Raw genomic sequence first — 26,137 nt, forward strand, 5'->3', positions numbered from 1 at the left:
TCCAGGAACCGCCGCATCAGCACAGGAACCGCCCGCCTGGGATGCCCACCCGCGGCGCCCGCCCGCCTGCCCGGTCCTCCCCGGCGCGCCGCCACACTGTGTCCCCCCGTCACGGCGGCGCTCCTCGGAAAGCGCCCGTGATCACGGCGGTTCCAGCCCGGCACCCCCCTTGCTATACCTCCCGTTGAACAGGAGGCTCCGCTCGGACGTCTCTCGGGTGCCTCGGAGGAACCGGACCATGACCCGCCATCTCGCGATCGCGCTCGGACTCGCCCTGGCCCTGCCGGCCCTGGCGCAGGACGATGGCTACGCCGACCAGGACGAGTACGGCCAGGCGTGGGACGACAGCTACGAGCCGGAGGCGCCGCCGCCGGACGACGGGGGCGCGCGGGTGGACGTCAACGTCGACATGGGCGCCGCCGGAGCGGGCGTGACCTTCGACACGTTCCGGGACGGGCTCGCGCCGTACGGCGAGTGGGTGAACGCCGGCGCCTACGGCCGCGTGTGGCGCCCCACCCACGTCGCGGCGGGCTGGCGCCCCTACTACTACGGCCGCTGGCAGTGGACGGACGAGGGCTGGCTCTGGGACTCCGAGGAGTCGTGGGGCTGGGCCACCTACCACTACGGCCGCTGGGCGTACGACCCGTCCTACGGCTGGGTCTGGGCGCCGGGCTACCAGTGGGCGCCCGCGTGGGTGACCTGGCGCTACGGCCCCGAGTACGTCGGGTGGGCGCCGCTGGCGCCGGGGTTCTCGGTGTACGTGTCGAGCTACCCCTTCGCGTACTCGTGGTGGAGCTTCGTCCCGTGCAACCGCTTCGCGGGCGTGCCGGTCTACTCGGTCGCCTACACCGGCGGTTACGTCCGGAACATCTTCCGCGGGACGCAGCCCGCGCCGCCGCGCGCCTCGGTCTACGGCGCGGTGGCCCCGGCCTGGGGCGGTCCGGCCCGGCCCTTCGTCGAGCGGAGCGTCGGCCACGCCATCGCGCCGGTGCGGCTGCAGCCGGTCGGCTCGCCGGTCGCGGCGGCGGCGCCGTCTCGCGGCGGGGTCGTCTCCATCTACCGCCCCGACGTGCGCCCCGCGCCGGCCGGGCGGCCCACCGCCATCGCGCCCTCTCGCCCCTGGGGCAGCCCGTCCTCCGCGGCGATCGCGCCCGGCCGTGCGGCGCCGCGCCCGTCTGGCGCGTGGCGGGGTGGGGCCACCCAGGCGCCGTCCGCGCCGCGGCAGTACGCGCCGGCGCCGCGCCAGTACACGCCCGCCCCGCGGCAGTACAGCCCGGCCCCGCGGCAGTACGCGCCCTCGCCGCGCCAGTACGCGCCGGCGCCCGGCGGCGGGATGCGCCCCCAGGGCGGCGGCGGATTCGCCCCGCGCGCGGCCCCGCAGCTCCAGGGCGGCGGCGCTCCGCGCGGCGGAGGGGTCGCCCCGCACGGCGGTGGCGGTGGCGGCGGCGGGCACGTGGCCGCCCCGGCCCCGCACCGCCGCTAGCGCGACGGCCGACACGATCGCGGCTCCTCGGCTCCGTCGGCGGAGCGAGGAGCCGCCGGCTCAGCTCTGCGTCACCCGGAGGGTGCGCTTCATCTGCTTGCCGGTGTCGAGGTCGCTCGCGCTGACGGTCAGGATGCCCTCGACGTTCACCTCGAACAGCACCTCCAGGCGGACCGCGCCGGCCGGCGCCGGGCGGACGCCGCGGAAGGTGAACTCGCCCAGGAGCTCGTTCGCCGCCACCTCGGCGTGATCCCCCTGGAAGATGCGCAGCATGAGCTCGCTCTGGTCGTCGAGCGAGCTGGTGGCGGCGAGCGCCTTGGCGTTGGGGATGGGGGCGTTCCGCGGCAGCACCACGTGCATGGCCCCGCCGGCCGCCTCGAGCCCGATCGCCATCGGGATCACGTCCAGGAGCTGCAGCTTGAGGTCCGAGCTCTCCTGCAGCGACCAGCCGTAGAGCGCGGCGCCGATGGCGACCGCCTCGTCGGGGTGGACGGCCTTGGAGGGCGGCTTCTTGAAGTAATGGGTGAGCGTCTGCTGCACGAGCGGCATGCGCGTCTGCCCGCCCACCAGCATCACCTCGTCGATGTCCTTGGGCTCGACGCCGGCGTCGGCCATCACCTGCTCGACCAGGTCGAGCGTCCGCTGCACCAGCCCGCGGGTCAGCTCCTCGAGCAGCTCGCGCGAGAAGCGCGCCTCGAGGTTCAGCGGCTGCCCCTGCGGCGTCATGGTGATGAAGGGGATGGAGAAGGGCGCCTCGGTGCGGACCGAGAGGTCGATCTTGGTCCGCTCGGCCAGGTCGCGCACCCGCTGCATGGCGACCGGGTCGCCGCTCAGGTCTATCCCGTGCTTCTCGCGGAAGCCGTCGAGGACGTGGCGGATGATGGCGTCGTCGAAGTCGAGGCCGCCCAGGAAGATGTCGCCGCCGGTCGCCTTCACCTCGAAGACCCGGTCGCGGATCTCGATGATCGAGACGTCGAAGGTCCCGCCGCCCAGGTCGTAGACCAGCACCCGCTCCTGCAGCTTCTTGCCGGCCCCGTAGGCGAGGGCGGCGGCGGTGGGCTCGTTGATGATGCGCACCACCTCCAGCTCGACCAGCCGCCCGGCCTCCTTCACCGCCTGCCGCTGCCGGTCGGTGAAGTAGGCCGGCACCGTCACCACCGCCCGGCGGACCTTGAACCCGAGGTGGTCCGAGGCGACGTCGCGGATCTTGGCCAGCAGCTTGGCCGCCACGTCCTGCACCTGGAAGGTGCGGCCGTGGCAGTCGAGCTCGACGTCGTTGTGGGCCCCGCCGTGCAGCCGGTACTGGACCGAGCGCTGCACGGTGTCCACCACGTCGTCCTTGGGCGAGCGGCCGATGAGGCGCTTCGTGGCGTACAGGGTGTTGCGCGGGTTGAGCTGCCACTGCCGCTTCGCCTCGTGCCCGATGAGCTCGTGGCCCTTGTCGTCGATGGCGAAGATGGAGGGGATGGTGAACTCGCCGCCCTTGTAGGGCACGAGCCGCACCTGGCCGTCGCCGGTGGCGACGGCCGCGCACGAGTTGGTCGTTCCGAGGTCGATCCCGACGATCGTGTCGGGGGAGAGCTTCGCCACGGGCGAGAGGGTACTACGGGTACGGCGGGAACCGGGAGGCGCCGGCGGGGCGCCCGCGCTGGCGCCGGCGTGGGTCCCTTCGCCACACCGGCCCCGCGCGCCGGCGCGCGGGTCAGTGCTGGAGCGCCACCGTCTCGGTCTCCTCCTCGTAGGAGAAGAGGTCGCCGAAGCGGGACCAGCTGACGAAGACCTCGAACACGTCCTCCGGGCTCTCGTTGGGCATGTTGAGCGCGAGCAGCTCCAGGACGAACTCGCGCGACAGCCGGTGCTGCGGGTCCTGGTCGAGCGCCGCCTTGACCTGCCGGAAGAGCTGGAGCTCGAGCAGCTTCTCGCGCCAGAGGGCCTTGCGCGCCGCGGCGCTGGCCCGGACGAAGCGGAGCCCCTCCGCCGACAGGACCACCGTCCGGCGCGGCGTGTCGACCAGGTCGAGGAGCTCGGCCGCGTTCACCACCGTGATGAGCCGCCCGAACTCGCGGTTCGTGTCGGAGGCGATGCGGAACACGTCCTCCTTCCCGCCGCGTGCGTCCAGGTACTCGAGCAGGCCGACGATCTCGCTGGTGCGGGCCACCGGGATGGTCTCGAAGGTGGGGACCGACGGCGCCGGGACGTCGGGCATCTCCATGCCCGTGATGATGTCGTGCAGGCGGTCGACGAGCTGCAGCAGGCCGGGGGAGCGGTAGTCGCGCGGCCGGGACAGCCCGTTCTCCACCACCGTCCGCACCCGGCCCGGGTTGGCGTCGAGCACCACGATCCGGTCGGCCATGTAGACGACCTCCTTGATGTCGTGGCTCACCATGACGAGCGAGGAGGGGTTCCGGTCCTGCACCGCCCAGATGTCGAGCACCTCCGCCCGGAGGCTCTCGGCGGTGAGGGCGTCCACCTGGCTGAAGGGCTCGTCCATGAAGAGCAGCTCGGGGTCGAGCGAGAAGGCGCGCGCCATGCCCACCCGCTGCTTCATGCCGCCCGACAGCTCGCGGGGGAACGCCTCCTCGAAGCCCGAGAGGCCCACCATGCGGATGGCGCGCGCGGCGCGCTCCTTGACCGCCTCGCGCGGCAGGCGCTTGGCGACGAGGACCGCCTCCACGTTCTCGCTCACCGTCATCCACGGGTAGAGCGCGAAGCTCTGGAAGACGAAGCCCACCCCGGGGTTGAGGCCGCGGAGCGGCTCGCCGTGGTAGAGCGCGGTGCCGCGGGTGGGGGCGGTGAGGCCGGCCAGCACGCGCAGGATGGTGGACTTCCCGCAACCCGACGGCCCGAGCAGCGCCACCACCTCGCGCGGGCGGATCTGGAGGGAGATGTCCTGCAGCACCCGCAGCGCGGGCCCGTTCGCCTGCGGGAACTCCTTGTCCACGTGGCGGAGCTCGCACAGCACCTGCGGGTCGGGGGTCGGGTCGCTCATGGCTTCTTCTAGCGGGCGAGGGAGTAGCGCTCCTCGGCCAGGCGGTGGAGGCGGCGCCAGACGAGGCGGTTGAAGAGGACCACCACGAGCGCCATGACGGTGGAGGCCGCGGCGAGCGTGGAGAAGTCGCCGGCGGCGGCCGCCACGCTGATGCGTGCGCCGAGCCCGTGGGCGGTGAGCACGCTGCCCCGGAACGCCACGTACTCCGAGACGATGCTGGCGTTCCAGGCGCCCCCGGCGGCGGTGACCCAGCCCGTGACGAGGTAGGGGAAGACCGCGGGCAGGTAGAGCGCGCGGAAGCGCTGCCAGCGCGGCAGGCGGTAGAGGAGCGCCGCCTCCCGCAGGTCGGCCGGGATGGCGGTCGCGCCCGCCACCACGTTGAACAGGATGTACCACTGGGTCCCGAGCAGCATGAGCACGACGCTCCCGGTCCCGAGGCCGACCCCGGCCGCCGCCAGCGCCGCCACCACCGCCGGGAAGAGCATGGGGGCGGGGAACGAGGCCGCCACCTGCACCACCGGCTGGAGCACGCGCGAGAGCCGCGGCGAGAGCCCGATCGCGAGCCCGGCGGGGACGGCCCAGGCGGTGCCGAGCGCGGTCGCGACCAGCACGCGCGTGAGGGTGAAGAGCGCCGCCGTGGCGATGGAGAGCCAGGCCGCGGCCGTCACCGGGCGCAGGAGCCGCAGGAGCCCGAGCGCGCCGAGGAGGAGGAGCACCACCAGCGCGGCGAAGAGGGCGGCCGACACGCGCCCCGCCGCGCGCCCGCGCGGCCGGGCCGGGCGCGCCTCGGCCGCGAGCGCGCGCCGGCGCAGCCAGTCGCCCGGGGCCTCCCCGAGCGCGCGGGCGCGCGCCCCGAGCCAGGGCAGGATCCGCGAGCGGCGCAGCACGTCGAGGAACCACGACGCCATCGCCTCGGTCTGCCCGCTCTCCTCGACCCGGAACTTCTGCGCCCAGACCACCACCGGCCGCCAGAGGAGCTGGTCGAGCGCCACGATCATGAGCGTCATGGTCGCGACCGCCGCCGCCATGGCGCGGCCGTCGCCGCGCGCCACCGCGACGCTCATGTACGAGCCGAGCCCGGGCAGCCGGAAGTCCTGCTCGCCCAGCACGAACGCCTCGCTCACCATGAGGAAGAACCACCCGCCCGCCATGCTCATCATGCTGTTCCAGACGAGCCCGATGGCGCTGAACGGCAGCTCGACGCGGGTGAAGCGCTGCCACCAGCCGAAGCGGTTGAGCGTCGCCACCTCCGTGAGGTCGCGCGGGATGGAGCGCAGCGCGTGGTAGAAGCTGAAGGTCATGTTCCACGCCTGCCCGGTGAAGATCATGAGCACCGAGGCGAGCTCGAGGCCGGCGTTGGAGCGCGGGAAGAGCCCCACCAGCCCGAGGACGAGGCCGGGCATGAAGCTCAGGACCGGGATGCTCTGCAGGATGTCGAGCGCCGGGATGAGCACGCGCTCCGCCACGCGGTCCCTGGCCGCCCAGTAGCCGTAGACGAGCGTGAAGCCGAGCGAGAGCGCGTAGGCGGCGAGGCCGCGCGAGAGCGACAGCGCCGCGTAGCCGGGCAGCGCGCGGAGCGCGAGGTCGATCTCCACGCTCGGCCGCAGGGCGCCGGTCCACTGCTGCGCCAGCCGGACCATGCCGAAGATCGCGGCCGGGACCGCCGCGGCGAGGGCGAGGTCGGTGGCGCGGAAGCGCCGGGAGCGGGCGAGCGCCGCCTGGGCCGCCCCGAAGATCGGTGTCGACGCGCGCGCCATCGCGGCCGCGAGCCTAGCAGGCGCCCGGCGGCGCGGCGGAACTTCCGCCGCGCGCGCCCGGAATAGCGCGCCGGCTCCGGCGGGTTCCCTCCGGCGTGCCCATGCCCCGACTCCTCGCGCGGCCTGCCCGCGCCGCAGCCCTCACCCTGGCGCTCGTCGCGGCCGCGCCGCGGGTGGGCGTCGCGGCGGCCGCCAACCCCCGCGCGGCCACCGTCCAGAAGGTGTTCCCGAGCGCGGTCCGCATCCAGCTCTCGTCCGGCGGGGAGGTGGTGCGGAGCGCCTCCGGCGTGGCCTTCGCCCGCGAGGGCGACGAGACCTACGTGCTCACCAACGCGCACGTGGTCGAGCCCAGCGCGGCCTGGAAGCAGCCGGCCGAGATCCGGATCCTGGTCACCGGCGTGCGCGCCCCGCTGGCGGCCCGGGTGGTGGCGAGCGGCCACGTCCCCGAGCTCGACGTGGCGGTGATCGCGGTCCGGGGGGCGGCCATGCCGGTCACGCCCATCGCCGCCGCGGACGCGCTCGAGCTGGGCGACGACCTGGTGGTGATCGGCGCCCCGTTCGGCAAGGGGCTGTCCGTCGCCGCCGGCATCGTCTCGCAGGTGGAGTACGAGCTGGCCGAGACGGCGGCGGCGCCGCGGCGCCCCGCGGCGCTCAAGACCGACGCCGCCATCGGCTATGGCAGCTCCGGCGCCGGCGTGTTCGACGTGCCGGACGGGCGCCTGGTGGGGCTGGTCGAGGGCTACCGGACCGCCCGCGTGGCGTTCGGCAAGGACGAGGGCTACGCGCTCGACGTGCCGATGCCGGGCGAGACCTTCGTGGCCCCGGCGGCCAAGATCCGCCGCTTCCTCGCCGACCACGGCCTCTCGCGCCTCGCGCCGGGGGGTGCGGCCGCCGCGACCGCCGCGACGGCGCCGGCCCGCGCCGAGTCTGCGGCGAGCCGGATGTAGCGCCGGGCCGCGGCCCCTACCGCGGCGCCGCCGGCGGGAGCGGGCTCGGCCCGGCGGGCGCGGGCGGCGGCGGGCTCGCGCGGCTGCCGGGGTTGGGCTCCGGCTGGCCGGGGCCGGCGGGGACCTCGCCTCCTCCGGGCGGCGCCCCGCCGCCGGGCGCGGCCGCGGAGGAGGCCGCCGCGCCGGGCGGCGGCAGCACGAGGGGCGGCGCTGGCGCGGGGGCCGCCGCGGCCGGCGGCGCGGCCTCCTCGGCGCCGTGGACCTCCACCCAGTAGGCGCGCCCGTCCCCGCCGTGGGCGACGCGGATCACCTGGCCCGGGGCGAGGTCGCGCGGCGTGCCCATGCGGTGGGGCAGGTACACGGCGGTGTTGCGGTCGAAGCTGAGGGCCGCGGGCCCTTGCTCGGTGGCCACCGTGAAGCGGCGCTCCCCGTAGGAGAGCGCGGCGAGGGTGCCGGACACCGTGGTGAGCGCGGTGCGCGGGCCGGCGTCGGGCTTCGCGCTCGGGGCCTCCTCGGCGGCGAGGGCCGCCAGGGCGAGCGCGAGGGGGAGGGCGAGCGTCATGCGCCCTCTCTTACCGCGTCGCACCGGGCGGGGCACCCTTCGGCTAGACTCCTCCCGCATGGACCACCGAGCGAGCTGGGACGAGTACTTCATGAACATCGCGCGGGTGGTGGCGACCCGCGCCACCTGCGACCGCAAGCACGTCGGGGCGGTGCTGGTGCGCGACCGCACCATCCTGTCGACCGGCTACAACGGCTCCATCCGCGGCCTGCCCCACTGCAGCGAGGTGGGGCACATGATGGAGGACGGGCACTGCGTCGCGACGGTGCACGCCGAGGCCAACGCCATCATCCAGGCGGCGAAGAACGGGGTCGCCATCGACGGCGCGACCATCTACACCACCGCCTCCCCCTGCTGGCCGTGCTTCAAGCTCATCGGCAACTCGGGCTGTAAGCGCATCGTCTTCGGCGAGTTCTACCGGGACGCGCGCATCTTCGAGTTCGCCCAGCGGCTCGAGATCGAGCTCACCGAGCTCGAGGTGCCGGCCAGGCCCGACCTCGGCGCCGGCGACCTGGGGCCGCCCCGGCAGGTGGTGGGCGCGAAGGAGCCCTGAGAGGCCTCAGGGGGCCGGCGCCCGCGGGGGCGCCTCGCCCTCGAGGTCCTCGCCCACCACCGCCGCGATGGCGGCGCGCCTGGCGCGGTACAGCTCCTCGCGCTGCCGCAGCTTCACGTAGCGGGCCTGCTCGGCGGGCGGGACCGGGTCGGGGAGGGCGGCCAGCTCGCGCTGCACCGCCGCCAGCGCCCGGTCCACCGAGACCACCTGGATGGAGGGCCGGGCCCGGCGGGCGCGGCGCTCCGGGTCGTCGGTGTCGTTCTCGGTCCAGAGCGGGAGCCAGTCGGCGCCGCCGAGCTCGACCTGCGTCACCCCCCGCCCGTAGTCGCGGCGCACCAGCTCGACGCGCAGGAGCAGTCCGTCGCGGGTGGCGCCGACCGCGGGCGGGGTGACGCCGTGCACGTAGTGGCGCGACTGGTTGGAGACGAAGTTGCCGAGCGAGTAGGCGATGAGGGCCGTCCGCCCGTCGGCGCGCCGGTACAGCTCGAGCGGCTGCAGGACGTGGGGGTGGTGACCGAGCACCACCAGCGCGCCGGCCTCGGCCAGCCGGTGCGCGAGCTCCACCTCCGGCTCGCGCGGCTGGCCGGCGTACTCGACGCCCCAGTGGACGGAGACCACCACCGCGTCGGCCTGCCGGGCGGCGGCGGCGACGTCCGCGACCGCGCGGTCCGGATCGAGCAGCGAGGCCTTGAGGCAGGGCGGCGCGGGGCGCGCCGGGCAGGCGTTGCCCCCCTGGTTGAAGCCGTAGGCGTAGCCGAGGAAGGCCAGCCGGAGGCCGTTCAGCTCGACCGTGCGCGGGCCCGCCTCGTGGCCGGCGGCCCCCGCGCCGAGGTACGGGAGCCCGAGCGCGTCCAGCTCCTGGAGCGTCTCCTCGAAGCCGGGCCGACCCTGGTCGAAGAGGTGGTTGTTCGCGACGCTGACGAGGTCGACGCCGGCGCGCTTCAGGGCGCGCGCCGCCGACGGAGGGGCGTTGAAGACGAAGCTCCGCGAGCCCTGCCCGGCGCGCGGGGCGATGGGGGTCTCGAGGTTCGCGAAGGTGAGGTCGGCGCCGGCCAGCAGGTCGGCGACGGGCGCCCACAGGAACCCGTACCCGTCGTCGTTGTCGGCGGCTCGGTGGTCGGCGGCCGCGTCCTTCACGGCGCCGTGCATGAGGACGTCCCCCACCGCCGCCAGCGAGGCGCGGCCGAGCGTGCGGACGCCGGGGTCCGCCGCCGCGAGGGGCCGGATGGGCGGCAGCCGCGGGGAGCCCGCCGCCGGCTCCGGGCTCGCGGCCGGGGACGAGGCCGGCGTCGCAGCGGCTGCCGCGGCCGCCGTCGAATCGTGCGGCGCGGTCCCGGGAGGGGGGCTCGCCGCCGTCGAGCTCGCGCCGGGGGCCGGGGTCTCGGACCCTGGCCGTACCGTCGACGCGCACGCGAGCAGGAGGACGAGGGCCGCCGCGACGCTGGAACCGATGACAGTGCGGCCGAACCGCGCACCCAAGATTGCAGTGTGCCGAGGCATGGGCTGGAAGAAATGAGGGTCCATCGTCACCTCGGCGGTGGTTCCCGCTGTAAAAAAGTAACCGGCTGGTTCAACGTACTCCCATGATTGCCGACGGCTCGGCGTTCCTCGATCCCTCTGGGCGGGTCCTCGCGGCCGACCCGGCCTTCCTCGCGCTCCTGCGGCTCCCGCCCGGCAGCGCCACCGAGGCGCTGCGGGAGCGGGCCCTCTCGAGCTCCGAGCTGGCGGCCTTCCTGTCCGGCGCCGGCCCCGACGCGGTCCGGCTCGCGGCCGCGGACGGGGAGGACGGGCCGGGCTGCGAGCTCTCCCGCCTCGAGGGCGAGGCCGGCCTGCTCCTGCGCGCCCAGCCGCTCGAGAGGGGGCTGGGCGCGCCCGCCGCCGAGTATGCCATGCAAGCGGTCCTCCTCGCCCGCCTGGCCGGCAGCCTGGCGCACGAGGTCAAGAACCCGCTCAACGCGATGGCGCTGCAGCTGGCGCTGCTCGGCGACAAGATCGGCTCGGAGAGCGAGCCCCTCGCCGCGGCCTGCGCCGGGAACCTCGCCTCGCTGAAGAACCAGATCGGGCGCGTGAACGAGGTGGTGCGGCGCTACCTCGACGTGGCCGACCCGCCCGCCGCCGGGGGCTTCGACGCCGGCGGCCTCCTCTGCGACGTCACGCAGCTGCTCGCCCACGAGGCGCGGCGGCGCCGGGTGGCGCTCGCGTGCGAGGCCCAGCCGGGCGCGGCGCGGGCGGCCGGCGATCCGGCGCGCGCGGCGCGGCTCCTGCTCGGCCTCGTCTGGCGCGCGCTCACCGGGACGCCCGAGGGCGGCCGCTTGCTCACGCAGGCGGCGGCCAGCGGCGCCGAGGTGACGCTCGCGGTGGAGCACGGGCGCGGGCCCAACGAGCCCTCGCAGGCGTGGATGGACGAGGTCGGGGCGGCCGGGGCCAAGGAGATGGGGGGCCGGCTGGAGGTGACGTCGGACGAGGACTCGGTCCGGGTGGCGCTGAGGCTGCCCAAGGAGCGCCCGCTGTGAAGTACCGCCTGCTCATCGTCGACGACGAGACCGACAGCCGCGACGCGCTGGCCGAGCTGGCCGGCCGCTGGGGCTACGAGGTGCAGACCGCCGCGGACGGCACCGAGGCGCTCCGGCGCGCCATCGAGTGGCACCCCGACGTCATCCTCACCGACCTCGTCATGCCCAACATGGACGGGCTCTGGCTCCTGCGGGCGCTCCGGGCCGAGCTGCCGGACTGCCCGGTCGTGCTCCTCACCGGCCGCGGCACCGTCCAGACCGCGGTGCAGGCCATCAAGGAGGGGGCCTACGACTTCATCGAGAAGCCGCTCGAGATCTCGCGCCTGCGCGTGGTGCTCGACCGCGCGCTCGAGAAGAAGGAGACCATGCGCGAGGTGCAGCTGCTGCGGCGCCGGCTGGCCGCGCTCGCGCCCGGCACCGACATGATCGGCTCCGGCCCCGCCATGCAGCGGGTGTTCGAGCTGGTGAAGAAGGTGGCGCCCGCCAACGCGAGCGTGGTGCTCACCGGAGAGAGCGGCACCGGCAAGGAGGTGGTGGCGCGCGCCGTCCACTCGCTCTCCTTGCGCAAGGACAAGGCGTTCGTGGCCCTCAACTGCGGGGCCATCCCGGCCACCCTCATCGAGTCCGAGCTGTTCGGCTACGAGCGCGGCGCCTTCACCGGGGCCGACCAGCGCCGGCTCGGCAACTTCGAGCTGGCCCACGGCGGCACGCTCTTCCTGGACGAGATCGGGGAGCTGCCCATCGAGATGCAGGGGAAGTTCCTGCGGGTGCTGGAGGAGCGCAAGGTCCGGCGGCTGGGCGGCAAGAGCGAGGTCGAGGTGGACGTGCGCGTGCTGTGCGCCACGAACCGCGACCTCAAGGAGGAGATCAAGCGCGGGCGCTTCCGGGAGGACCTGTACTTCCGGCTGCACGTCTTCACCATCCACCTGCCGCCGCTCAAGGAGCGGCGCGAGGACGTGCCGCTGCTCGTGCAGCACTTCATCGAGAAGTTCAACGGCGAGACGGGCAAGCACGTCCAGGGGGTGACGCCCGGGGCCATGAACGTGCTCCAGGGGTACGCCTGGCCGGGCAACATCCGCGAGCTCCGCAACACCGTCGAGCGCGCCATGATCCTCACCGACGGCGACGTCATCGACGAGGAGCACCTGCCGCCCGACATGCGGCCCTCGCGGCCCGAGGCGGCCATGCTGCGCGTGCCGCTCGGGATCCAGCTCCGCGAGGTGGAGAAGGAGTACATCCTCTCCTCGCTGCAGAGGAACGGCGGCAACAAGGCGCGCACCGCCGAGCTCCTCGGCATCAGCGAGAAGACGCTCTACAACAAGCTCAACCGCTACGCCGCCATCGCCCGCGACCGCGTGGGGGAGGGGACGCCCGTCGCGGATGAGCCGCCCGCCGCCCCCGCCGGCGCCGTGGCCAAGAGCTGAGCCGGCGCCGGCCCGCCCGCGCGGTCAGGGCGCCGCGGCGTCGCCGTCGGGGTCGCCGGGGACGTGCGCCACCACCTGGCCGCGGCCGGCGCGCTTCGCGGCGTAGAGCGCCGTGTCGGCGCGCCGCACCAGCGCGTCGGCCGCCTGATCGAGCGGGCCTTCGTCGAGCGCGGCCACGCCGAAGGAGGCGGCCACCTTCACCAGGCTGCCCCGCACCTCCGGCGCCGCCTCGGTCAGCCGATCGCGCACCCGCTCGGTCAGCACGCGCGCCTCGGCCGCGCTGGTGTGGGGGAGCAGGACCACGAACTCGTCCCCGCCGTAGCGCGCGGCGAAGTCGGTCTCGCGCAGCTCGCGCCGGATGACCTCCCCCACCGCGCGGATGGCGGCGTCGCCGGCCGCGTGCCCGAGCTGGTCGTTGATGGGCTTCAGGTTGTCCATGTCGACCATGACGCAGGCGAGCGGCGTCCGGTAGCGGCGGGCGCGCTTCACCTCGTCGTGGAGCCGCGCGCGGAAGGCGCGCACGTTGGGGAGCCCGGTGAGCGCGTCGGTGCGCGCCAGCTCCTGCAGCAGCGTCTCGCGCCGGGTGAGGCGGAGGGTGCGCTCGATGCGCGCCTTGAGCTCGCGCCCGGAGAAGGGCTTCGAGAGGAAGTCGAGCGCGCCGAGGTCGAGGCTGCGCGAGCGCGTGAGGTCGTCCCCGCGCGCCGAGATGAGGATGACCGGCACGTCGGCGGTGGCCGGGTCGGCGCGGAGCGCCTCCAGCGCCGCCAGCCCGTCCATGCGCGGCATGTAGAGGTCCATGAGCACGAGGTCGGGGCGCGTCGCCTGCGCCGCCTCGAGCGCCTCCAGCCCATCGGCGGCGAGCAGCACGTCGTACTCGTCGCCGAGCATCATGGCGAGCGCCTCGCGCGCGTCCTCGTCGTCGTCCACCACCAGCAGGCGCGCCCGGACGGTGACGGAGGAGGACGCCGCGGGCTCGAGGACCTCGGTCGCGGCCAGCGGCAGCCGCAGCTCGATGGCGCGCCGGTCGCCGTGGACCGTCACCTCCAGGCCGCCGCCGTGGAGCTCGGCCAGGCTCCGGCAGACCGCGAGCCCCATGCCGATCTCGGCCAGCCGGGCCGGGGCGCGGCGGCGCGGGCGCGGGGGGCGGGTGGAGGCGGGGCGGCGATCCTCCACCACCAGCCGTGCCCCGCCGGGCGAGGCCTGGAGCGTGAGCCGGATGCGGTCGCCGCTGCGGCTGCGCGACAGGGCGCCGTCGACGAGCGCGCCCACCACCTCCTCCAGCCGCTCGGCGTCGGCCGCGAGCGTGATCCGGTAGGGCGGCACCTCGCGCGCGAGCTCGACGCCCCGCGCGCGCGCGCGCTCGGCGCGGGTGGAGGCGACGCGCTCGACGAGCTCGTGCAGGTCGGCCGGCCGGCGGCGGCGCAGGGGCACGCTGCCGCCCTCGACGCTGCGCAGCGCGACCAGGCCGTCGGCGACGAGCGCCACCCGCCGGGCTTCGGCGAGGAGCGCGTCGAGCTCCGGCCCGGCGCCGCCCGTGCGCCGCAGCCGCCGCAGGCCTCGCAGGAGCGACGCCGCCGGGCTGCGCAGGTCCTCGGCCGCCAGCGCGAGCAGGTCGTCGTGGCGCTGCGCCGACTCGCGCAGCTTCCGGTTGGCCTCGAGGAGCTGGGCCGGGTCGGCGCGGGCGCGCTCGGGCGCGGCCGCGGCGGGCGGATCGTCCGCCGCCGAACCATCGCTCGTCCCTGGTCGCTCGCCGACCGCCATGACCCCCCAGCGGGGTCGGACTCGCCGCCCCGGTTACGTCGCCTCGCCTGCCCGTTCCCCAGGAAGGCTGAGGTGGATCATGCCCGTCGGCAAGGTGTACACGGCAGCGCCCAGGTGGAGCGGGCGCGCCGGGCACGTCGAGGGATTGCGCGACGCGAGCACCAGAAAGGGCTGCCGCGCTGGCCGGCCGTGCGGCATCATCGTCGCGAGGAGGCACGATGAGCGCCAAGCGCGTGAGCATCTACGGTAAGGACACCTGACCCTACACCAATGCCGCCCGTGTGGACTTCGGCAAACGTGGATTCGAGGTGCAGTACTTCAACGTGAAGCGGAACCCGGAGGCGCTCGACCGGTTCCTGGATCTCTCGGGAGGCGATCGGCGCGTCCCCCTCATCGACGAGGAGGGGCGGATCTCGATCGGATTCAACGGCAGTTGAAGCGTCTGACGGCCCCGGTCGGGGCCTCGAGTCAGGGCGCCGGCGGAGGAGGTGCTCCTCCGCGCGGCGCCAGCTTCAGCGGTAGGTCGCGCGCCGGCCCGGGCGAAAGCCGGGCGGCATCATCTGCGGAGGCGCCTCGACGCCGAAGTTGTACCACTCGAGGTAGAGCTTCCCGATCTTCACCTTCTTGCCGTTCTGCACCGCCTGGAGCGCGGACTTGAGCTTCTCGTCGCTCGCGTTCGCCTCGACCCCGCGCGCGAGCACCCGCACCGCCTCTTCGTGGCGGTTCTCCTTGTCGAGGAGCCAGGCGTAGGCGCACCAGAGGAGCCCCTGCTTCCGGTTGCCGCGCCCCTTGAGCGTGTCCTCGAAGACCTTCTGCATGCCGGCGAGGTCGCGCTTCCTCCAGCGGGCGATGGCCAGCATCAGCCGCGCCGGCCACTGGCTGTTCGCGGCGCGCTCGAGGTAGGGCAGCGCCCCGTCCTGCTCGCCCTTCCACCACATGAACTGTCCGATGAGCGCGGCGACGGCCGCCTCGGACCCGAAGAGCCAGCGGCTCAAGGCGAACGCGCCCTTCGCCTGCTGGATGGCGCGGTCGAAGCGGCGCGCCTGGGCGTCCGCGACCGCCGCCTCCACCACGGCGGAGAGCCGCTTCTGCGCGCGCAGGTTGAGCGCGACGTAGGCGATGGCCGCGGCGAGCACGCCGGGGACGATGACCGCCACCCAGCCGAAGCCCGCCAGGCGAATCGCGAGCGCGACGGCGAACCCTGCGGCGAGGCTGAGGAGGAGATTGTACATGCGCGCACCCGCCCGGCGCTGCCGGCCGGAGGCGGCCGGACAGCGGTCGGGCGGGACAGATACACGGCGCCGGAACGCCGCCGCAAGCGAAAACGCGCCTGGGCGCGCCGGCGCAATGCTCGGATGGCCCTCCCCGGATTCGAACCGGGACGGGGGGTTGCCCCACTCGATTTTGAGTCGAGCGCGTTTACCATTTCGCCAGAGGGCCGCTTCGGCACGGAACCTAGCAGAAAATTAGATTGTGTGCACCGCGCCCATTCGATAGTAGGAGGGACAAAACGAGGCGCCGGATACCAATCCGAAATCAATCGCGCCGAGGAGGAACACATGGCCAGGCCCGCCGGGAACGGCTCCATCGACGACATCCTTCGGCGCGCGATGGGCCCCGTGCTGCGGCGCGCGAGCGCCAGCATCGCGAAGGCCATCGCCGAGATGGCGGCGGAGCGGCTCGACAGCGAGCTCCAGAGCGGCGTCGGCCGCGCCCGCGGCCGCCGCTCGGCGCGCGCCGCCGGGGGGCGCCCGGCGCGCAGGCGCGGCGAGATGACGCGGTGGGTGGCCGACCGCCGCGCGCGCCGCGTCCCCAAGTTCGTCATCGAGATGACCAACGGGCTCGACACCAAGAAGAAGATCGTGGCGCGCTTCGGCGCCGACGCGGCCTTCGAGAAGGGCAAGCCGCTGCCGAAGGCGAAGTAGACGTTCAGCGCGCGGGGGGCTTCCGCGGCGCGGGCCGGCCGGGACGAGGCCCGCCGCGCCCGGGCCGCCCCGGAGACCGGGCGCCCGAAGCGCGAGCCCCGACGCGGCCGGGCCGCCCGCCGCCGGCGGAGGGCCGGGCCGCCGGCGACCGCGAGCCGGACGGGCGCGGAGCGGCGGCCGAGCGCGGAGTCGCGCTCCAGGATCGCGGACTCCCGCCCCCGGAGCGCGAGGCGCCGGTGCCGGACCGTACGCCGGCGCGCCCCGGCCGCCCGGAGCCCGGACGCGGCGGCGGCGCGGGCCGGGCGCTCGCCGGACCCGAGCCGGCCAGGGTCTCCAGCGCCAGGCCGAGCCGAGCGGCGAGGCGCTCCGGATCGCTGGGCCCGAGGCCGAGGCTCTCCGCCAGCGCCGCCGCCAGCGGGCCGGCGCGCGAGGCGCGCAGCGCGCGGGCGTGCTCCGGCAGGCGCGCGCGCAGGTCCGCCTCGAACTCGGCCAGCAGGCCCAGGTCGACGAGGCGCACCTCCTCCGTCAACAGGAGGTGCGCGCGATCGGAGAGCAGCTCGCGCCGGCGCAGCTCCTCGCGGTGCGAGGCGCGGATCGACTCGGCGGCGGCGGCGGCGCCCAGGCGCTGCAGCGCCGCCTCGAGCTCCTCGGCGGTCAGGCCGACCGCGGCCGCGGCGGCGCGGCGCACGCCCCCGGCGGCGCGCAGCGCGTGCAGCAGCTCGTCGCGCTCCCGCCGCTCGAACCCGCGGGTGAGGCCGTGGACGTCGAGCAGCCGCGCCAGGTCTTCCGCGTCGGGCGGGGTGCCGTCGCCGCGCCGCCAGGCCGCGGCCAGCGCCGCGACCAGGGGGGCCCGCCGGGCGCCGTGCTCGCGCACCAGCCGCTCCAGCACGGCGCGGCCCTCGCTCGCGTGGAGGTCGTCGAGGCGCGGCCAGACCGGCGCCGCGGGCGCCGCCGGCGCGGCGCGGTCGCGCGCGCGGTGCACCACCGGGCCGGCGGCCTTGCGACCACGCCGGGTGCCGCCGGACGCGCGGCGCGGCGCGGCCTCGGCCTCGGGCGCGGGCCGCGGGACGCCGCCCTCGCCGAAGTCGCCGGCCTGCTCGCGAGCGGCCGCCTCGGCGGGGGAGGCGCCTCGCGCCAGCTCCGACAGCGCCCGGGGACCGAGCGGGCGGGCGGGGGGCGGATCGGCGAGCAGCGCGCGCGCCGCCAGCAGCTCGTCCCAGGAGAGCGGCGCCAGGGCGTCGCGGACGGCCTGGGGCGAGGAGGGGCGGCCGGCGTCGGCGCACCAGCGGAGCGCGCGCGCGATGAGCTCCTCGTCGATCTCCGGCATGGGGGCGCAACCTGAAGGACCGACGACCCCAAGTCAAGCGTCGCCACAGTGGCGGGGGCCCGCCGGGCGTGCTTTAAGGAGCGCATGGCCGTGTCGCCGACCGAGGGGTGGGCTGCCGCGCCCCGGCTGCTGCGCAAGGCGCGCCTCGCCCTGTACGTGCTCCTGCTGGCCGCCGCGGCGGTGACGCTCTTCGGCGCGCCGGCGCTGGAGCAGGCGGTGCGCGAGGGCCGGGCGCCCCGCGCCGCGCTCATCCTGGCCCCGGCGCTGCTGGCCGCCTTCATCGCCCTGTTCGCCGCCTACCGCTTCACGCTGGTGCGCGCCGGCCGCTACCTGGCGGGCAAGGCCTTCGTCCAGGTGGGGCTGATGGTGCTGGTGCTCACGCTGGCGCTGCCCGGGTCGCTCGAGCGCTGGCGCTCGGCCGGCACGGTGCGCGAGGTGGACCTCTCGCGCCACCTGCGCGCGCCCGACGCCGAGGCGCGCGCGCTCGCCGCGGAGCTGGCGCGGCACCGGGATCCCCCGGACGCGCTCCGCTATGTGCCGCGGCTCATCGAGCTGCTCGAGGACGGCTCGCCCGAGGTGCGGCGGCAGGCGCGCGCCTCGCTGGTGGCGCTGGCCGGCCAGGACGCGGGCGGGGAGGGCGCCGAGGCGGTGCCGAAGTGGCGCGCCTTCTGGCGGGCGCACGGGGTCTCCGAGCTCCGCTGACGCCGGACCCCGCCGGGTGCGCAGCGGTTGCGCGCGCCCGCCCCGCGCGCGCTCGCCGGCGCAGGCCCTGCGCCCCGCGAGCGCGGCCGCTTTCACGCTTGCCGCGCCGCTCCGATTCTGATACTGATAATCGTTATCAAGATGAGAGCCGCCCCCGAGACCTCCGCGCTGCCGCGCCGCCCCGACGAGCGGCCCCGCCGCGATCCGCTCGCGGCGCTCGGCGCGTTCCTGCAGCAGAAGGGCCTCAAGCACTCGCGCCAGCGCCAGGCCATCGCGCAGATCTTCTTCGACATGGGCGGCCACGTGCCGGTCGACGCGCTGGTGGCGCGCGTGCGCGAGCAGGATCCGCGGGTGTCGGTCGCCACCGTGTACCGCACCATGAAGCTGCTCGCCGAGTGCGGGCTGGCGGTGCCGCGGCGCTTCGGGGAGGGGCAGACCCGCTACGAGCCCGCCGACCACCACCACGGCGACGCCCACGACCACCTCATCTGCACCGCCTGCGGCGCCATCGTCGAGTTCGAGAGCGAGCGCATCACCGCGCTGCAGCGGCGCCTGGCGCGCCGCCACGGCTTCGAGGTGGAGCGGCGGCGCGTCGAGCTGTACGGGCGCTGCGCCGGCTGCCGCGGCGCGGCCGCCAAGGAGCCTGCGTGACCCCCCCGTCTTCCGCCCCCGCCCGCAGCACGCCGTTCGACCGCAAGGAGGTCGCGGCCGCGCCCCGGTCGGTGATCCTGGTCGGCAACCCGAACGTCGGCAAGAGCGTCCTCTTCGGCGCGCTCACCGGCAAGTACGTCACGGTCTCGAACTACCCCGGCACCACCGTCGAGGTGACGCGCGGCTCGGCGGTGCTCGACGGCCAGCCCTGGCACGTGATGGACACGCCGGGGACGAACAACCTCACCCCCATGTCGGAGGACGAGCAGGTCACGCGCGACATCCTGATGAAGGAGCGCGACTACGCCTGCCTGCAGGTCTGCGACGCGAAGAACCTGCGCCGCGGCCTGCTCCTCACCGCCCAGCTGGCGGAGGCCGGCGTCCCCTTCGTGCTCGCCCTCAACATGGCGGACGAGGCGAAGAGCCGCGGCTTCCACGTCGACGCCGCGCCGCTGGCCGAGGCGCTGGGGGTGGACGTGGTGCCGACCGTGGCGGTCGAGCGCAAGGGGCTGCCGCAGCTGGTGACGGCCCTCGGCCGCGCCCGGCGCTCGCGCTTCGCCCCGCGCTACGACGAGGCGATCGAGGCGGCCCTGGCCGAGCTGGAGCCGCTCATGCCGTCGCGGGGCGGGCTTTCGCGGCGGGCGCTGGCGGTGATGGCGCTCGCCGGCGACGCCTCGCTCGGCGAGCACCTCGCGGCGGAGCTGCCCGAGGCCGACCTGCAGCGGCTGGAGGAGATCCGCCGCCGGCTGGCGGCCCGCTACCCGGAGTCGCTGCGGTTCGTCGTCTCGCGCCAGCGGCTGGCGGCGGTGGACCGGCTGCATGACGCGGTGGTGACGCGCGGCGCGCGCACGGTCGGGAGCAGCTTCTCCCGGCGGCTCGGCGGCTGGTCCACGCACCCGCTGCTCGGGCTGCCCATCCTGCTCGGCGTCCTGTTCGCCTGCTACGAGTTCGTGGGCGTGTTCGGCGCCAAGACCGCGGTCGACTTCCTCGAGAACACCGTCTTCTACGAGCACCTCGTGCCGTGGATGGACCGGCTGGTGCGCTGGGCGGTCCCGGCGAAGGGCCTGCAGGAGTTCCTGGTCGGCCCGCCCGGCGTGCCGTTCCGCGATCACGGCGGCTTCCTGGTCGGGCGCTACGGCGTGTTCTCGATGGGCCTCAGCTACGGCATGGCCATCGTGCTGCCCATCGTCACCACCTTCTTCATCGCCTTCAGCGTGCTGGAGGACTCGGGGTACCTGCCGCGCCTGGCGGTGATGGTGAACAAGGTCTTCAAGCGGATGGGCCTCAACGGCAAGGCCGTCCTGCCCATGGTGCTCGGGCTCGGCTGCGACACCATGGCCACCATGACCGCCCGGATCATGGAGACGCGCAAGGAGCGCGTCATCGTCACGCTCCTGCTGGCGCTCGGGGTCCCCTGCAGCGCGCAGCTCGCCGTCATCTTCGCCATGCTGGCCGGGGTGGGGCCGGTCGCGGCGGCCTGGTTCGCCGGCGCGGTGCTGGCGGTGCTGTTCCTCGTCGGCTGGCTCGCCGCCAAGGTCATCCCGGGCCGCGGCTCGGACTTCATCCTCGAGCTGCCGCCGCTGCGGGTGCCGCAGGCGGGCAACATCGCGGTGAAGACGCTCGCCCGGATCGAGTGGTACCTGCGCGAGGCGCTGCCGCTCTTCGTCCTCGGCACGCTCATCCTGTGGGGCCTCGACCGCGTGCACGGGCTCCAGGTGCTGGAGCGCGCCGCCGCCCCGGTGGTGGTGGGCGTGCTGCAGCTGCCCAAGGAGGCCGCCAGCGCCTTCATCCTCGGCTTCCTCCGCCGCGACTACGCCGCGGCCGGGCTCTTCATGCACTACGAGCCGTTCATGAAGGCCGGCACCATGACCCGGGCGATGGAGGTCGAGGTGGTGACCGCGCTCGTCACCATCACGCTCTTCATCCCCTGCATCGCCAACTTCTTCATGATCCTGAAGGAGCGGGGCTGGAAGACCGGCGTCGCCATCGCCGGCTTCATCCTGCCCTTCTCGGTGGGCGTGGGCGCGCTGCTCAACGTGCTCATGCGCCGCTTCTACCTGTGAGGACGCCGTGCCTGCCCTGGTGAAGAGGAGCGAGACCTGCCCGCTGTGCGGGACCACCTTCGACGCCCAGGGCCAGGGCTGCCGCCCGAGCTGCCCGCTGGCGGCGGGGTGCAAGGTCATGTGCTGCCCGTCCTGCGGCTACAGCTTCCCCCAGGAGACCGGACTGGCCGGCCGCCTGAAGGCCCTCCTCGATCGCCGTCGCGCCCACCCTTGAACCCCACCATGAACGACACCGCCCTGCACGCCCACCACGTCGAGGAGCTCCTGGAGACCGTCTTCACCGAGCGCGAGCAGGGGCGCGACGCCCTCGACGGCGTCCTCGCCCACGCGGCCGCCTCGCACGCCGGCGCGCTCGATCGCGGCGCGCTGGCGGGCCTGGAGGCGGCCGGGCTCCTCCGCCTGGACGGCGAGCGCGTCGCGCTCACCGAGGCGGGCGAGCAGCGGGCGCGGGCGGTCGTCCGGCGCCACCGCCTCACCGAGCGGCTCTTCCGCGATCTGCTCCAGCTCTCGGAGGACGCCACCGAGAGCCAGGCGTGCGAGCTCGAGCACATCCTCTCGCCCGAGGCGACCGACTCGGTCTGCACGCTGCTCGGCCACCCGCCCACCTGCCCGCACGGGAAGGCCATCCCGCCGGGCCGCTGCTGCGGCGCCGCGCAGAAGACGGTCCGCTCTCTGGTGACGGGGCTGCCCTCGTTCGAGCTCGGCACCCCGGCGCGGATCGTGTTCATCGCCCCGCGCTTCCACGACCGGATGGACCGGCTCGCCTCGCTCGGGGTCATCCCGGGCAGCGAGATCCGGCTCCACCAGCGCTCGCCCTCGTACGTGATCGAGGTGGGCGAGACCACGCTCGCGCTCGACCCCGAGATCGCGCAGGAGATCTACGTGAAGCGGGTCGAGGCCTGATCTTTTCCCCCGCGGCCCTCGAGGCCGCTCCTTCCGAGAGAGGCCTCGCGCCCACCGCCGTGCCGTGAACGAGAAGCTCACCGTCGCCGCCGTCCTCGCAGCCGCAGCCGTCCTGCTCGCCCCCGCCGCCGCCCGCGCCGATCGGCGCTACTACGGCGAGACCTACAACGCCGTGACCGCCCCGCCGGGCGGGCTCGACGTCGAGCTGTGGTCCACCCTGACGCAGCCGAAGGCCGGCAGCGGCGACCGCCAGTTCTGGCGGCACCAGGTGGAGCTCGAGACCGGGATCACCCCGCGCTGGGACGTCGCGCTCTACAACGTCTTCGACCGCGTGCAGGGCGAGACGCTGCAGTACCAGGCCACCAAGATCGAGACGCGCTACCGGCTCTCCGACTACGGGGAGTGGTTCGTGGACCCGGTCCTGTACCTCGAGGTGAAGAAGGAGTGGACCGCCGACAAGCCGCTCGGCTTCGAGGGCAAGCTCATCCTGGGCAAGGACGTCGGTCCGCTCAACGTCTCGGTGAACGCGCTCTACGAGCTCGAGCTCATCCCGGGCGGCGGCCGCGAGCACGAGCTGGGCTACGCCACCGGCCTCTCCTACGAGCTCGCCCCCTGGGTGCGCGCGGGCGGTGAGGTCTTCGGCGCCTGGCACAAGGCGGACGACGCGGGCGACTGGGCGAGCGAGCACTACGCCGGCCCGGCCGTCTCCTTCGCCTGGGGCCGCACCTGGTTGGTGCTGGCGGGCGGCTTCGGGCTGACCGACACGAGCCAGAAGAACCAGCTCCGCGCCATCTTCGCGCTGCAGCTCTAGCCGGAGCTCTGGAGGCCTCGCCATGAAGAACGGGCTCCTCGCCGCCGCGTCCGCCACGCTCGCCCTGGCCGCCGTGCTCACCGCCTGCGCCAGCGGCCCCGCCCCACGCCCCGCCGTGGGCGCCGAGGACGCGGCCGGCGAGAAGCTCTACCGCGAGCACTGCGGCGCCTGCCACCGCCTGCGCAACCCCGCCGAGCAGACCCGGGCGCGCTGGGCCTGGGCCGTCGACCACTACGGCCCGCGGGCGCACCTCCGCGACGAGGACCGCCCGCTCGTCCTGCGCTACCTGCAGGCGAGGGCCAAGGACGCCGCCCCCGACGGCGCGGAGGCGCGGTGATCGTCTGCTCCTGCCGGGCCGTCTCCGAGCAGGCCCTGCGCGAGGCGGCGTGCGCGGGCCTCTCCCCCGCCGAGGTCGAGGCCCAGACGGGGGCGGGCGGCGATTGTGGCTGCTGCCGCGAGGAGGTCGCCTACATCCTCTCGCGGGCGGCGGGCCCGTGCCGCGCCGGCGGCGCGTGCCCGGGCTGCCCGCGCCGCCAGGCGGCGTGAACCCGAGCGCGAAGGAGCCTTCATGAAGGTCAGCCAGAAGGTGATCGACCTCCTCAACGAGGTCCTCACGAACGAGCTCACCGCCATCAACCAGTACTTCCTCCACGCGCGCATGTGCCAGAACTGGGGGTACGAGCGGCTCTGGCACCGGGTCCGCGACGAGTCGATCGACGAGATGAAGCACGCCGACCGCGTCATCGCGCGCGTGCTCTACCTCGAGGGCTTCCCCAACGTGCAGCGGCTGGGGAAGGTGACCATCGGGCAGACGGTGGACGAGCAGCTCAAGCTCGACCGCGCGCTCGAGCAGCACGCCATCCCGGTGCTGAACCAGGGCATCGAGACCTGCCGCCAGGAGGGCGACAACGGGACCGCCGACCTGCTGGAGGACATCCTGGAGGACGAGGAGGAGCACCTCGACTGGCTCGAGGCGCAGCTGACGCTGGTCGACCAGGTCGGGCTCCAGAACTACCTGGCGGAGCAGATCAAGCAAGAGGGGAAGTAGGCAGGATCCGCCCGTCTCGAGGTGTCGCATCTCCCTCGCCCCGCGAAGCGGGGAGAGGGGCCGCTCGAGCACGCTCGACTTCCCGGAGGCGTGTGGCAGCTGCCTCCGAGCGGGTGCGGCGGGGTAGCCCTCCGGCGGTGCTCGGCCAACGACCTGCCGGGCAAGATACGGCGGCCGGCTCAGAAACGCTCCGGGCCGAGCAACGCATCGTGCCACGCCGGCGAGGTGCGCGAGGTCCTCGCGTCGGCGTGGCACCGGCGTTGCTGGCGGCAGTGGGTCGATCGGCGGTCGCCCGCAGGTCGGCCTGCGCTCCGGCGGAGGGCCACCCCGCCGCCCCCTGGCGAGCGCCGCTGATCGGCGAACGGTAGGGCCATCCGCGCTCCCCCCTGCGGCGGCAAGACCACGCCGCCCCCGCGCCCCGCTTGACGCCCGTATTCAGGCGTCTTATCCATGTCTCCAGAAAATGAATCCGCATTCAGCATCCGAAAAGCCCGTTCGGCTGCGCGAGCGCCTGCGGGAGGCCACCGGCGAGGCCATCCTCGACGCCGCCGAGCGGGCGTTCGCCGAGGAGGGCGCCAGGGCGCGCATGGAGTCCATCGCGACCCGCGCCGGGATCGCCGTCGGGACGCTCTACAACCACTTCGCGGACCGGGACGCGCTCTGGGAGGCGCTGCGCAGCTCGCGGCGCGCGGCGCTGCTGGCGCGGCTCGACGCCGCGCTCGACGCCTCGCGGGGCGGGCCGTTCCCGGACTCCCTGCGCGCCTTCCTGGGCGCGCTCGAGGCGCACTGGGCCGAGCACCGCGGCTACCTCTCCCTGCTCGTCCACGCCGAGCCCACGGTGGCGCGGGCGGGCGACCGCGCCCGGCGCGATCGCACGCTGGCGGAGGAGATGGTGGCGCGCGCCGCCCGGCTGGTGCGGCGCGGGGTGGCGGAGGGCGCGCTGCGCGAGGAGGGGCACGAGCTCTTCCCGGTGCTGCTGGTGGGGATGGTCCGCGCGCTCATGGTGCGGGAGATCGCGCGCGGCCAGCCCTGCTCCGGCGCGACGCTCGACCAGGCGGTGGAGTTCTTCCTGGCCGGGGCGGGGCGGCGGCCGTGAGCGTCGCCGCCGCGCTGCCGGGGGCCGCCGCGCCGGCCCGCCCGCGCACCAACAAGTGGCTCGTCACGGTGGCGGTGAGCTTCGGGACGCTCATGGGCGCGATCGACACGTCCATCGTCAACGTGGCGCTGCCCCAGATCCGCGGCGCGGTCGGCGCCACCGTGCAGGAGATCACCTGGATCACCACCGGGTTCGTCATCGCGACGGTGGTGGTGATGCCGCTCACCGCCTTCCTCGGCCGCTTCTTCGGCCAGAAGCGCGTCTACCTGGCGAGCCTGGTGCTGTTCTTGGTCGGCTCGGCCCTGTGCGGCACCGCCGGCAGCCTCGGGACGCTCGTCTTCTACCGGGCGCTGCAGGGCTTCGGCGCCGGCGCGCTGCAGCCGACCGAGCAGGCCATCCTGCGCCAGACCTTCCCGCCCAAGGAGCAGGGGATGGCCATGGCCGTCTTCGCCATGGCGGTGATGGTCGGCCCGGCCATCGGCCCGACGCTGGGCGGGTGGATCGTCGACAACTATCACTGGTCGTGGATCTTCTTCATCAACCTCCCCATCGGGATCCTGGGCCTGTTCATGGTCTGGCGCTTCGTGGAGGAGCCGGACGACATCCGCGCCGCCAACCGCGCCGCCGCCGCCGAGCAGCGCAAGTACCTCGACTGGCAGGGCATCGCGCTCCTGTCGGTGGGCCTCGCCTGCCTGCAGTACGTGCTGGAGGAGGGGCAGCGCGACGACTGGTTCCAGTCGCGCACCATCGCCGCCTGCGCGGCGGTGGCCGCGCTCGGGCTCCTCGGCTTCGTCTGGCGCGAGCTCACCGCCCGCGCGCCGGCCGTCAACGTCCGCCTCTTCAAGGACCCGGTCTTCAGCTCCGGCACGCTCATCGGCGCGGTCATGTTCGCCATGCTCATGGCGAGCATGTTCCTCCTGCCGGTCTTCATGCAGGAGCTGCTCGGCTTCACCGCCACCCAGTCCGGCCTGGTGCTGGTGCCGCGGGTGGGGGTGATGATGCTCGCGACGCCGCTCGTCGGCCGCATCTACAACCGCGTCTCGCCGCGCCTGCTGGTCGGCATCGGGGTGGTGCTGGTGTCCTGGGGGTCGGTGAACCTCTCGCACGTCACGCTCCAGAGCAGCTCGGCCGAGATCGTGCGGCAGATCCTGGTGCAGGGGGTGGGCTTCAGCTTCCTGTTCGTCCCCCTCACCACCACCGCGCTCTCCAACGTGGAGCGGACGAAGCTCACCGACGCCACCGGCCTCAACTCGCTCCTCCGCCAGATCGGCGGGTCGATGGGCCTGGCGGTGTTCGCGACCCTCCTGTCGCGCTACCAGACCCACGCCCGGCACGCGCTGGCGGCCCACGTCACCGCGGAGAACCCGCAGGTGGTGGAGCGGCTCGGACAGCTCCAGGCCGGGCTCGCCGCGCGCGGCGGGCTCGACCCGGTGAGCGCCAAGGCCGGCGCCCTGGCGGCGCTGAATGGCCAGGTGACGCAGCAGGCGGCGGTGCTCGCCTTCGAGAAGACCTTCCTCGTGACGGGGCTCGTCTTCCTGTGCGTGCTGCCGCTCCTCCTCTTCCTCAAGGTGAATCGCCACGGCGCCGCGGGTGCGGCGCACGCGGCGCTGGAGTGACACGGA

26 protein-coding genes and 1 tRNA gene are annotated in these 26,137 nt (G+C 74.7%); 18 read left to right on the forward strand and 9 right to left on the reverse strand.

Annotated elements, in window-relative coordinates; all coding sequences use genetic code 11:
* Positions 1-238: 238 nt before the first annotated feature.
* Positions 239-1,483 carry a DUF6600 domain-containing protein gene (locus HWY08_RS09880; RefSeq protein ID WP_176064701.1) on the forward strand — a complete coding sequence of 415 codons (1,245 nt, stop codon included), beginning with the start codon at positions 239-241 and terminating at the stop codon, positions 1,481-1,483.
* A 60-nt stretch (positions 1,484-1,543) separates the two neighbouring features.
* Here HWY08_RS09880 and HWY08_RS09885 read toward each other — a convergent pair whose 3' ends face one another.
* The 3 genes from HWY08_RS09885 to HWY08_RS09895 form a co-directional block, all read right to left on the reverse strand.
* Positions 1,544-3,073 carry an Hsp70 family protein gene (locus tag HWY08_RS09885; RefSeq protein ID WP_176064702.1) on the reverse strand — a complete coding sequence of 510 codons (1,530 nt, stop codon included), beginning with the start codon at positions 3,071-3,073 and terminating at the stop codon, positions 1,544-1,546.
* 112 nt (positions 3,074-3,185) lie between these two features.
* Positions 3,186-4,472, reverse strand: coding sequence for an ABC transporter ATP-binding protein (locus tag HWY08_RS09890; RefSeq protein ID WP_176064703.1), 1,287 nt, complete (start codon positions 4,470-4,472; stop codon positions 3,186-3,188).
* An 8-nt stretch (positions 4,473-4,480) separates the two neighbouring features.
* The gene (locus HWY08_RS09895) at positions 4,481-6,229 is read right to left on the reverse strand and encodes an ABC transporter permease (RefSeq protein ID WP_176064704.1); all 1,749 of its coding nucleotides are present in this window, start codon (positions 6,227-6,229) and stop codon (positions 4,481-4,483) included.
* Between the two features lie 101 nt (positions 6,230-6,330).
* Here HWY08_RS09895 and HWY08_RS09900 point away from each other — a divergent pair, with 101 nt between their 5' ends.
* Positions 6,331-7,176, forward strand: a complete 846-nt coding sequence (locus tag HWY08_RS09900; protein WP_176064705.1) for a S1C family serine protease — start codon at positions 6,331-6,333, stop codon at positions 7,174-7,176.
* Between the two features lie 16 nt (positions 7,177-7,192).
* Here HWY08_RS09900 and HWY08_RS09905 read toward each other — a convergent pair whose 3' ends face one another.
* Entirely contained in the window at positions 7,193-7,738 is a 546-nt protein-coding gene (locus HWY08_RS09905) for a hypothetical protein (protein WP_176064706.1), read from the reverse strand.
* A 58-nt stretch (positions 7,739-7,796) separates the two neighbouring features.
* On the opposite strand from HWY08_RS09905, the gene HWY08_RS09910 reads away from it, so the two are divergent.
* Complete coding sequence (locus tag HWY08_RS09910; RefSeq protein ID WP_176064707.1) at positions 7,797-8,291, forward strand: deoxycytidylate deaminase; 495 nt, start codon at positions 7,797-7,799, stop codon at positions 8,289-8,291.
* Between the two features lie 6 nt (positions 8,292-8,297).
* On the opposite strand, the gene HWY08_RS09915 is transcribed toward HWY08_RS09910, so the two are convergent.
* A complete protein-coding gene (locus tag HWY08_RS09915) occupies positions 8,298-9,455 on the reverse strand; it encodes a CapA family protein (RefSeq protein ID WP_235969552.1) in 1,158 nt (385 codons plus the stop codon).
* A 419-nt stretch (positions 9,456-9,874) separates the two neighbouring features.
* Here HWY08_RS09915 and HWY08_RS09920 point away from each other — a divergent pair, with 419 nt between their 5' ends.
* A complete protein-coding gene (locus tag HWY08_RS09920) occupies positions 9,875-10,804 on the forward strand; it encodes a sensor histidine kinase family protein (RefSeq protein ID WP_176064709.1) in 930 nt (309 codons plus the stop codon).
* Positions 10,801-12,228: a sigma-54-dependent transcriptional regulator gene (locus tag HWY08_RS09925; protein WP_176064710.1), complete on the forward strand. Its 1,428-nt coding sequence runs from the start codon at positions 10,801-10,803 to the stop codon at positions 12,226-12,228. The genes HWY08_RS09920 and HWY08_RS09925 overlap by 4 nt, the downstream gene beginning before the upstream one ends.
* A gap of 24 nt (positions 12,229-12,252) precedes the next feature.
* Here HWY08_RS09925 and HWY08_RS21865 read toward each other — a convergent pair whose 3' ends face one another.
* Positions 12,253-13,989 carry a diguanylate cyclase gene (locus HWY08_RS21865; RefSeq protein WP_235969553.1) on the reverse strand — a complete coding sequence of 579 codons (1,737 nt, stop codon included), beginning with the start codon at positions 13,987-13,989 and terminating at the stop codon, positions 12,253-12,255.
* 218 nt (positions 13,990-14,207) lie between these two features.
* Here HWY08_RS21865 and uxx1 point away from each other — a divergent pair, with 218 nt between their 5' ends.
* Complete coding sequence (gene uxx1 / locus HWY08_RS09935) at positions 14,208-14,426, forward strand: UXX-star selenoprotein family 1 (RefSeq protein WP_176064711.1); 219 nt, start codon at positions 14,208-14,210, stop codon at positions 14,424-14,426.
* Positions 14,427-14,501: 75 nt separating this feature from the next.
* Here uxx1 and HWY08_RS09940 read toward each other — a convergent pair whose 3' ends face one another.
* Both HWY08_RS09940 and HWY08_RS09945 read right to left on the reverse strand, forming a co-directional pair.
* Positions 14,502-15,221, reverse strand: a complete 720-nt coding sequence (locus tag HWY08_RS09940; RefSeq protein WP_176064712.1) for a hypothetical protein — start codon at positions 15,219-15,221, stop codon at positions 14,502-14,504.
* Between the two features lie 124 nt (positions 15,222-15,345).
* Positions 15,346-15,429: transfer RNA gene (locus tag HWY08_RS09945), tRNA-Leu, on the reverse strand.
* Positions 15,430-15,548: 119 nt separating this feature from the next.
* On the opposite strand from HWY08_RS09945, the gene HWY08_RS09950 reads away from it, so the two are divergent.
* Positions 15,549-15,914, forward strand: a complete 366-nt coding sequence (locus tag HWY08_RS09950) for a hypothetical protein (protein ID WP_176064713.1) — start codon at positions 15,549-15,551, stop codon at positions 15,912-15,914.
* A 4-nt stretch (positions 15,915-15,918) separates the two neighbouring features.
* Here HWY08_RS09950 and HWY08_RS09955 read toward each other — a convergent pair whose 3' ends face one another.
* Positions 15,919-17,241 carry a Fis family transcriptional regulator gene (locus HWY08_RS09955; RefSeq protein WP_176064714.1) on the reverse strand — a complete coding sequence of 441 codons (1,323 nt, stop codon included), beginning with the start codon at positions 17,239-17,241 and terminating at the stop codon, positions 15,919-15,921.
* Between the two features lie 84 nt (positions 17,242-17,325).
* On the opposite strand from HWY08_RS09955, the gene HWY08_RS09960 reads away from it, so the two are divergent.
* From HWY08_RS09960 to HWY08_RS10010, 11 genes are all read left to right on the forward strand, one after another.
* The gene (locus tag HWY08_RS09960) at positions 17,326-17,943 is read left to right on the forward strand and encodes a HEAT repeat domain-containing protein (RefSeq protein ID WP_371869317.1); all 618 of its coding nucleotides are present in this window, start codon (positions 17,326-17,328) and stop codon (positions 17,941-17,943) included.
* A 141-nt stretch (positions 17,944-18,084) separates the two neighbouring features.
* A complete protein-coding gene (locus HWY08_RS09965; protein WP_176064716.1) occupies positions 18,085-18,594 on the forward strand; it encodes a Fur family transcriptional regulator in 510 nt (169 codons plus the stop codon).
* Positions 18,591-20,657, forward strand: a complete 2,067-nt coding sequence (feoB, locus tag HWY08_RS09970) for a ferrous iron transport protein B (protein WP_176064717.1) — start codon at positions 18,591-18,593, stop codon at positions 20,655-20,657. The genes HWY08_RS09965 and feoB overlap by 4 nt, the downstream gene beginning before the upstream one ends.
* A gap of 7 nt (positions 20,658-20,664) precedes the next feature.
* Complete coding sequence (locus tag HWY08_RS09975) at positions 20,665-20,871, forward strand: hypothetical protein (RefSeq protein WP_176064718.1); 207 nt, start codon at positions 20,665-20,667, stop codon at positions 20,869-20,871.
* An 8-nt stretch (positions 20,872-20,879) separates the two neighbouring features.
* A complete protein-coding gene (locus HWY08_RS09980; RefSeq protein WP_176064719.1) occupies positions 20,880-21,560 on the forward strand; it encodes a metal-dependent transcriptional regulator in 681 nt (226 codons plus the stop codon).
* A gap of 64 nt (positions 21,561-21,624) precedes the next feature.
* Positions 21,625-22,371, forward strand: a complete 747-nt coding sequence (locus HWY08_RS09985; protein ID WP_176064720.1) for a hypothetical protein — start codon at positions 21,625-21,627, stop codon at positions 22,369-22,371.
* A 22-nt stretch (positions 22,372-22,393) separates the two neighbouring features.
* Positions 22,394-22,708, forward strand: coding sequence for a hypothetical protein (locus HWY08_RS09990; protein ID WP_176064721.1), 315 nt, complete (start codon positions 22,394-22,396; stop codon positions 22,706-22,708).
* Positions 22,705-22,917 (forward strand): (2Fe-2S)-binding protein, encoded by a 213-nt coding sequence (locus tag HWY08_RS09995; RefSeq protein ID WP_176064722.1) that lies wholly within the window; start codon positions 22,705-22,707, stop codon positions 22,915-22,917. The genes HWY08_RS09990 and HWY08_RS09995 overlap by 4 nt, the downstream gene beginning before the upstream one ends.
* A 22-nt stretch (positions 22,918-22,939) precedes the next feature.
* Positions 22,940-23,419: a bacterioferritin gene (gene bfr, locus HWY08_RS10000; RefSeq protein ID WP_176064723.1), complete on the forward strand. Its 480-nt coding sequence runs from the start codon at positions 22,940-22,942 to the stop codon at positions 23,417-23,419.
* 463 nt (positions 23,420-23,882) lie between these two features.
* A complete protein-coding gene (locus HWY08_RS10005; protein WP_176064724.1) occupies positions 23,883-24,515 on the forward strand; it encodes a TetR/AcrR family transcriptional regulator in 633 nt (210 codons plus the stop codon).
* Positions 24,512-26,131 carry a DHA2 family efflux MFS transporter permease subunit gene (locus HWY08_RS10010; protein WP_235969555.1) on the forward strand — a complete coding sequence of 540 codons (1,620 nt, stop codon included), beginning with the start codon at positions 24,512-24,514 and terminating at the stop codon, positions 26,129-26,131. The genes HWY08_RS10005 and HWY08_RS10010 overlap by 4 nt, the downstream gene beginning before the upstream one ends.
* Positions 26,132-26,137 lie beyond the last annotated feature (6 nt).

It is taken from the genome of Anaeromyxobacter diazotrophicus, from assembly GCF_013340205.1.
Taxonomy (GTDB): domain Bacteria; phylum Myxococcota; class Myxococcia; order Myxococcales; family Anaeromyxobacteraceae; genus Anaeromyxobacter_A; species Anaeromyxobacter_A diazotrophicus.

What these genes read in the sequence shown, in the direction of transcription:
- HWY08_RS09880 (WP_176064701.1), top strand. Translation starts at nt 239, where the DNA reads ATGACCCGCCATCTCGCGATCGCGCTCGGACTCGCCCTGGCCCTGCCG.
- HWY08_RS09890 (WP_176064703.1), bottom strand. Translation starts at nt 4,472, where the DNA reads ATGAGCGACCCGACCCCCGACCCGCAGGTGCTGTGCGAGCTCCGCCAC.
- HWY08_RS09895 (WP_176064704.1), bottom strand. Translation starts at nt 6,229, where the DNA reads ATGGCGCGCGCGTCGACACCGATCTTCGGGGCGGCCCAGGCGGCGCTC.
- HWY08_RS09900 (WP_176064705.1), top strand. Translation starts at nt 6,331, where the DNA reads ATGCCCCGACTCCTCGCGCGGCCTGCCCGCGCCGCAGCCCTCACCCTG.
- HWY08_RS09905 (WP_176064706.1), bottom strand. Translation starts at nt 7,738, where the DNA reads ATGACGCTCGCCCTCCCCCTCGCGCTCGCCCTGGCGGCCCTCGCCGCC.
- HWY08_RS09910 (WP_176064707.1), top strand. Translation starts at nt 7,797, where the DNA reads ATGGACCACCGAGCGAGCTGGGACGAGTACTTCATGAACATCGCGCGG.
- HWY08_RS09920 (WP_176064709.1), top strand. Translation starts at nt 9,875, where the DNA reads ATGATTGCCGACGGCTCGGCGTTCCTCGATCCCTCTGGGCGGGTCCTC.
- HWY08_RS21865 (WP_235969553.1), bottom strand. Translation starts at nt 13,989, where the DNA reads ATGGCGGTCGGCGAGCGACCAGGGACGAGCGATGGTTCGGCGGCGGAC.
- HWY08_RS09940 (WP_176064712.1), bottom strand. Translation starts at nt 15,221, where the DNA reads ATGTACAATCTCCTCCTCAGCCTCGCCGCAGGGTTCGCCGTCGCGCTC.
- HWY08_RS09950 (WP_176064713.1), top strand. Translation starts at nt 15,549, where the DNA reads ATGGCCAGGCCCGCCGGGAACGGCTCCATCGACGACATCCTTCGGCGC.
- HWY08_RS09955 (WP_176064714.1), bottom strand. Translation starts at nt 17,241, where the DNA reads ATGCCGGAGATCGACGAGGAGCTCATCGCGCGCGCGCTCCGCTGGTGC.
- HWY08_RS09960 (WP_371869317.1), top strand. Translation starts at nt 17,326, where the DNA reads ATGGCCGTGTCGCCGACCGAGGGGTGGGCTGCCGCGCCCCGGCTGCTG.
- HWY08_RS09965 (WP_176064716.1), top strand. Translation starts at nt 18,085, where the DNA reads ATGAGAGCCGCCCCCGAGACCTCCGCGCTGCCGCGCCGCCCCGACGAG.
- HWY08_RS09980 (WP_176064719.1), top strand. Translation starts at nt 20,880, where the DNA reads ATGAACGACACCGCCCTGCACGCCCACCACGTCGAGGAGCTCCTGGAG.
- HWY08_RS09990 (WP_176064721.1), top strand. Translation starts at nt 22,394, where the DNA reads ATGAAGAACGGGCTCCTCGCCGCCGCGTCCGCCACGCTCGCCCTGGCC.
- bfr (WP_176064723.1), top strand. Translation starts at nt 22,940, where the DNA reads ATGAAGGTCAGCCAGAAGGTGATCGACCTCCTCAACGAGGTCCTCACG.
- HWY08_RS10005 (WP_176064724.1), top strand. Translation starts at nt 23,883, where the DNA reads ATGAATCCGCATTCAGCATCCGAAAAGCCCGTTCGGCTGCGCGAGCGC.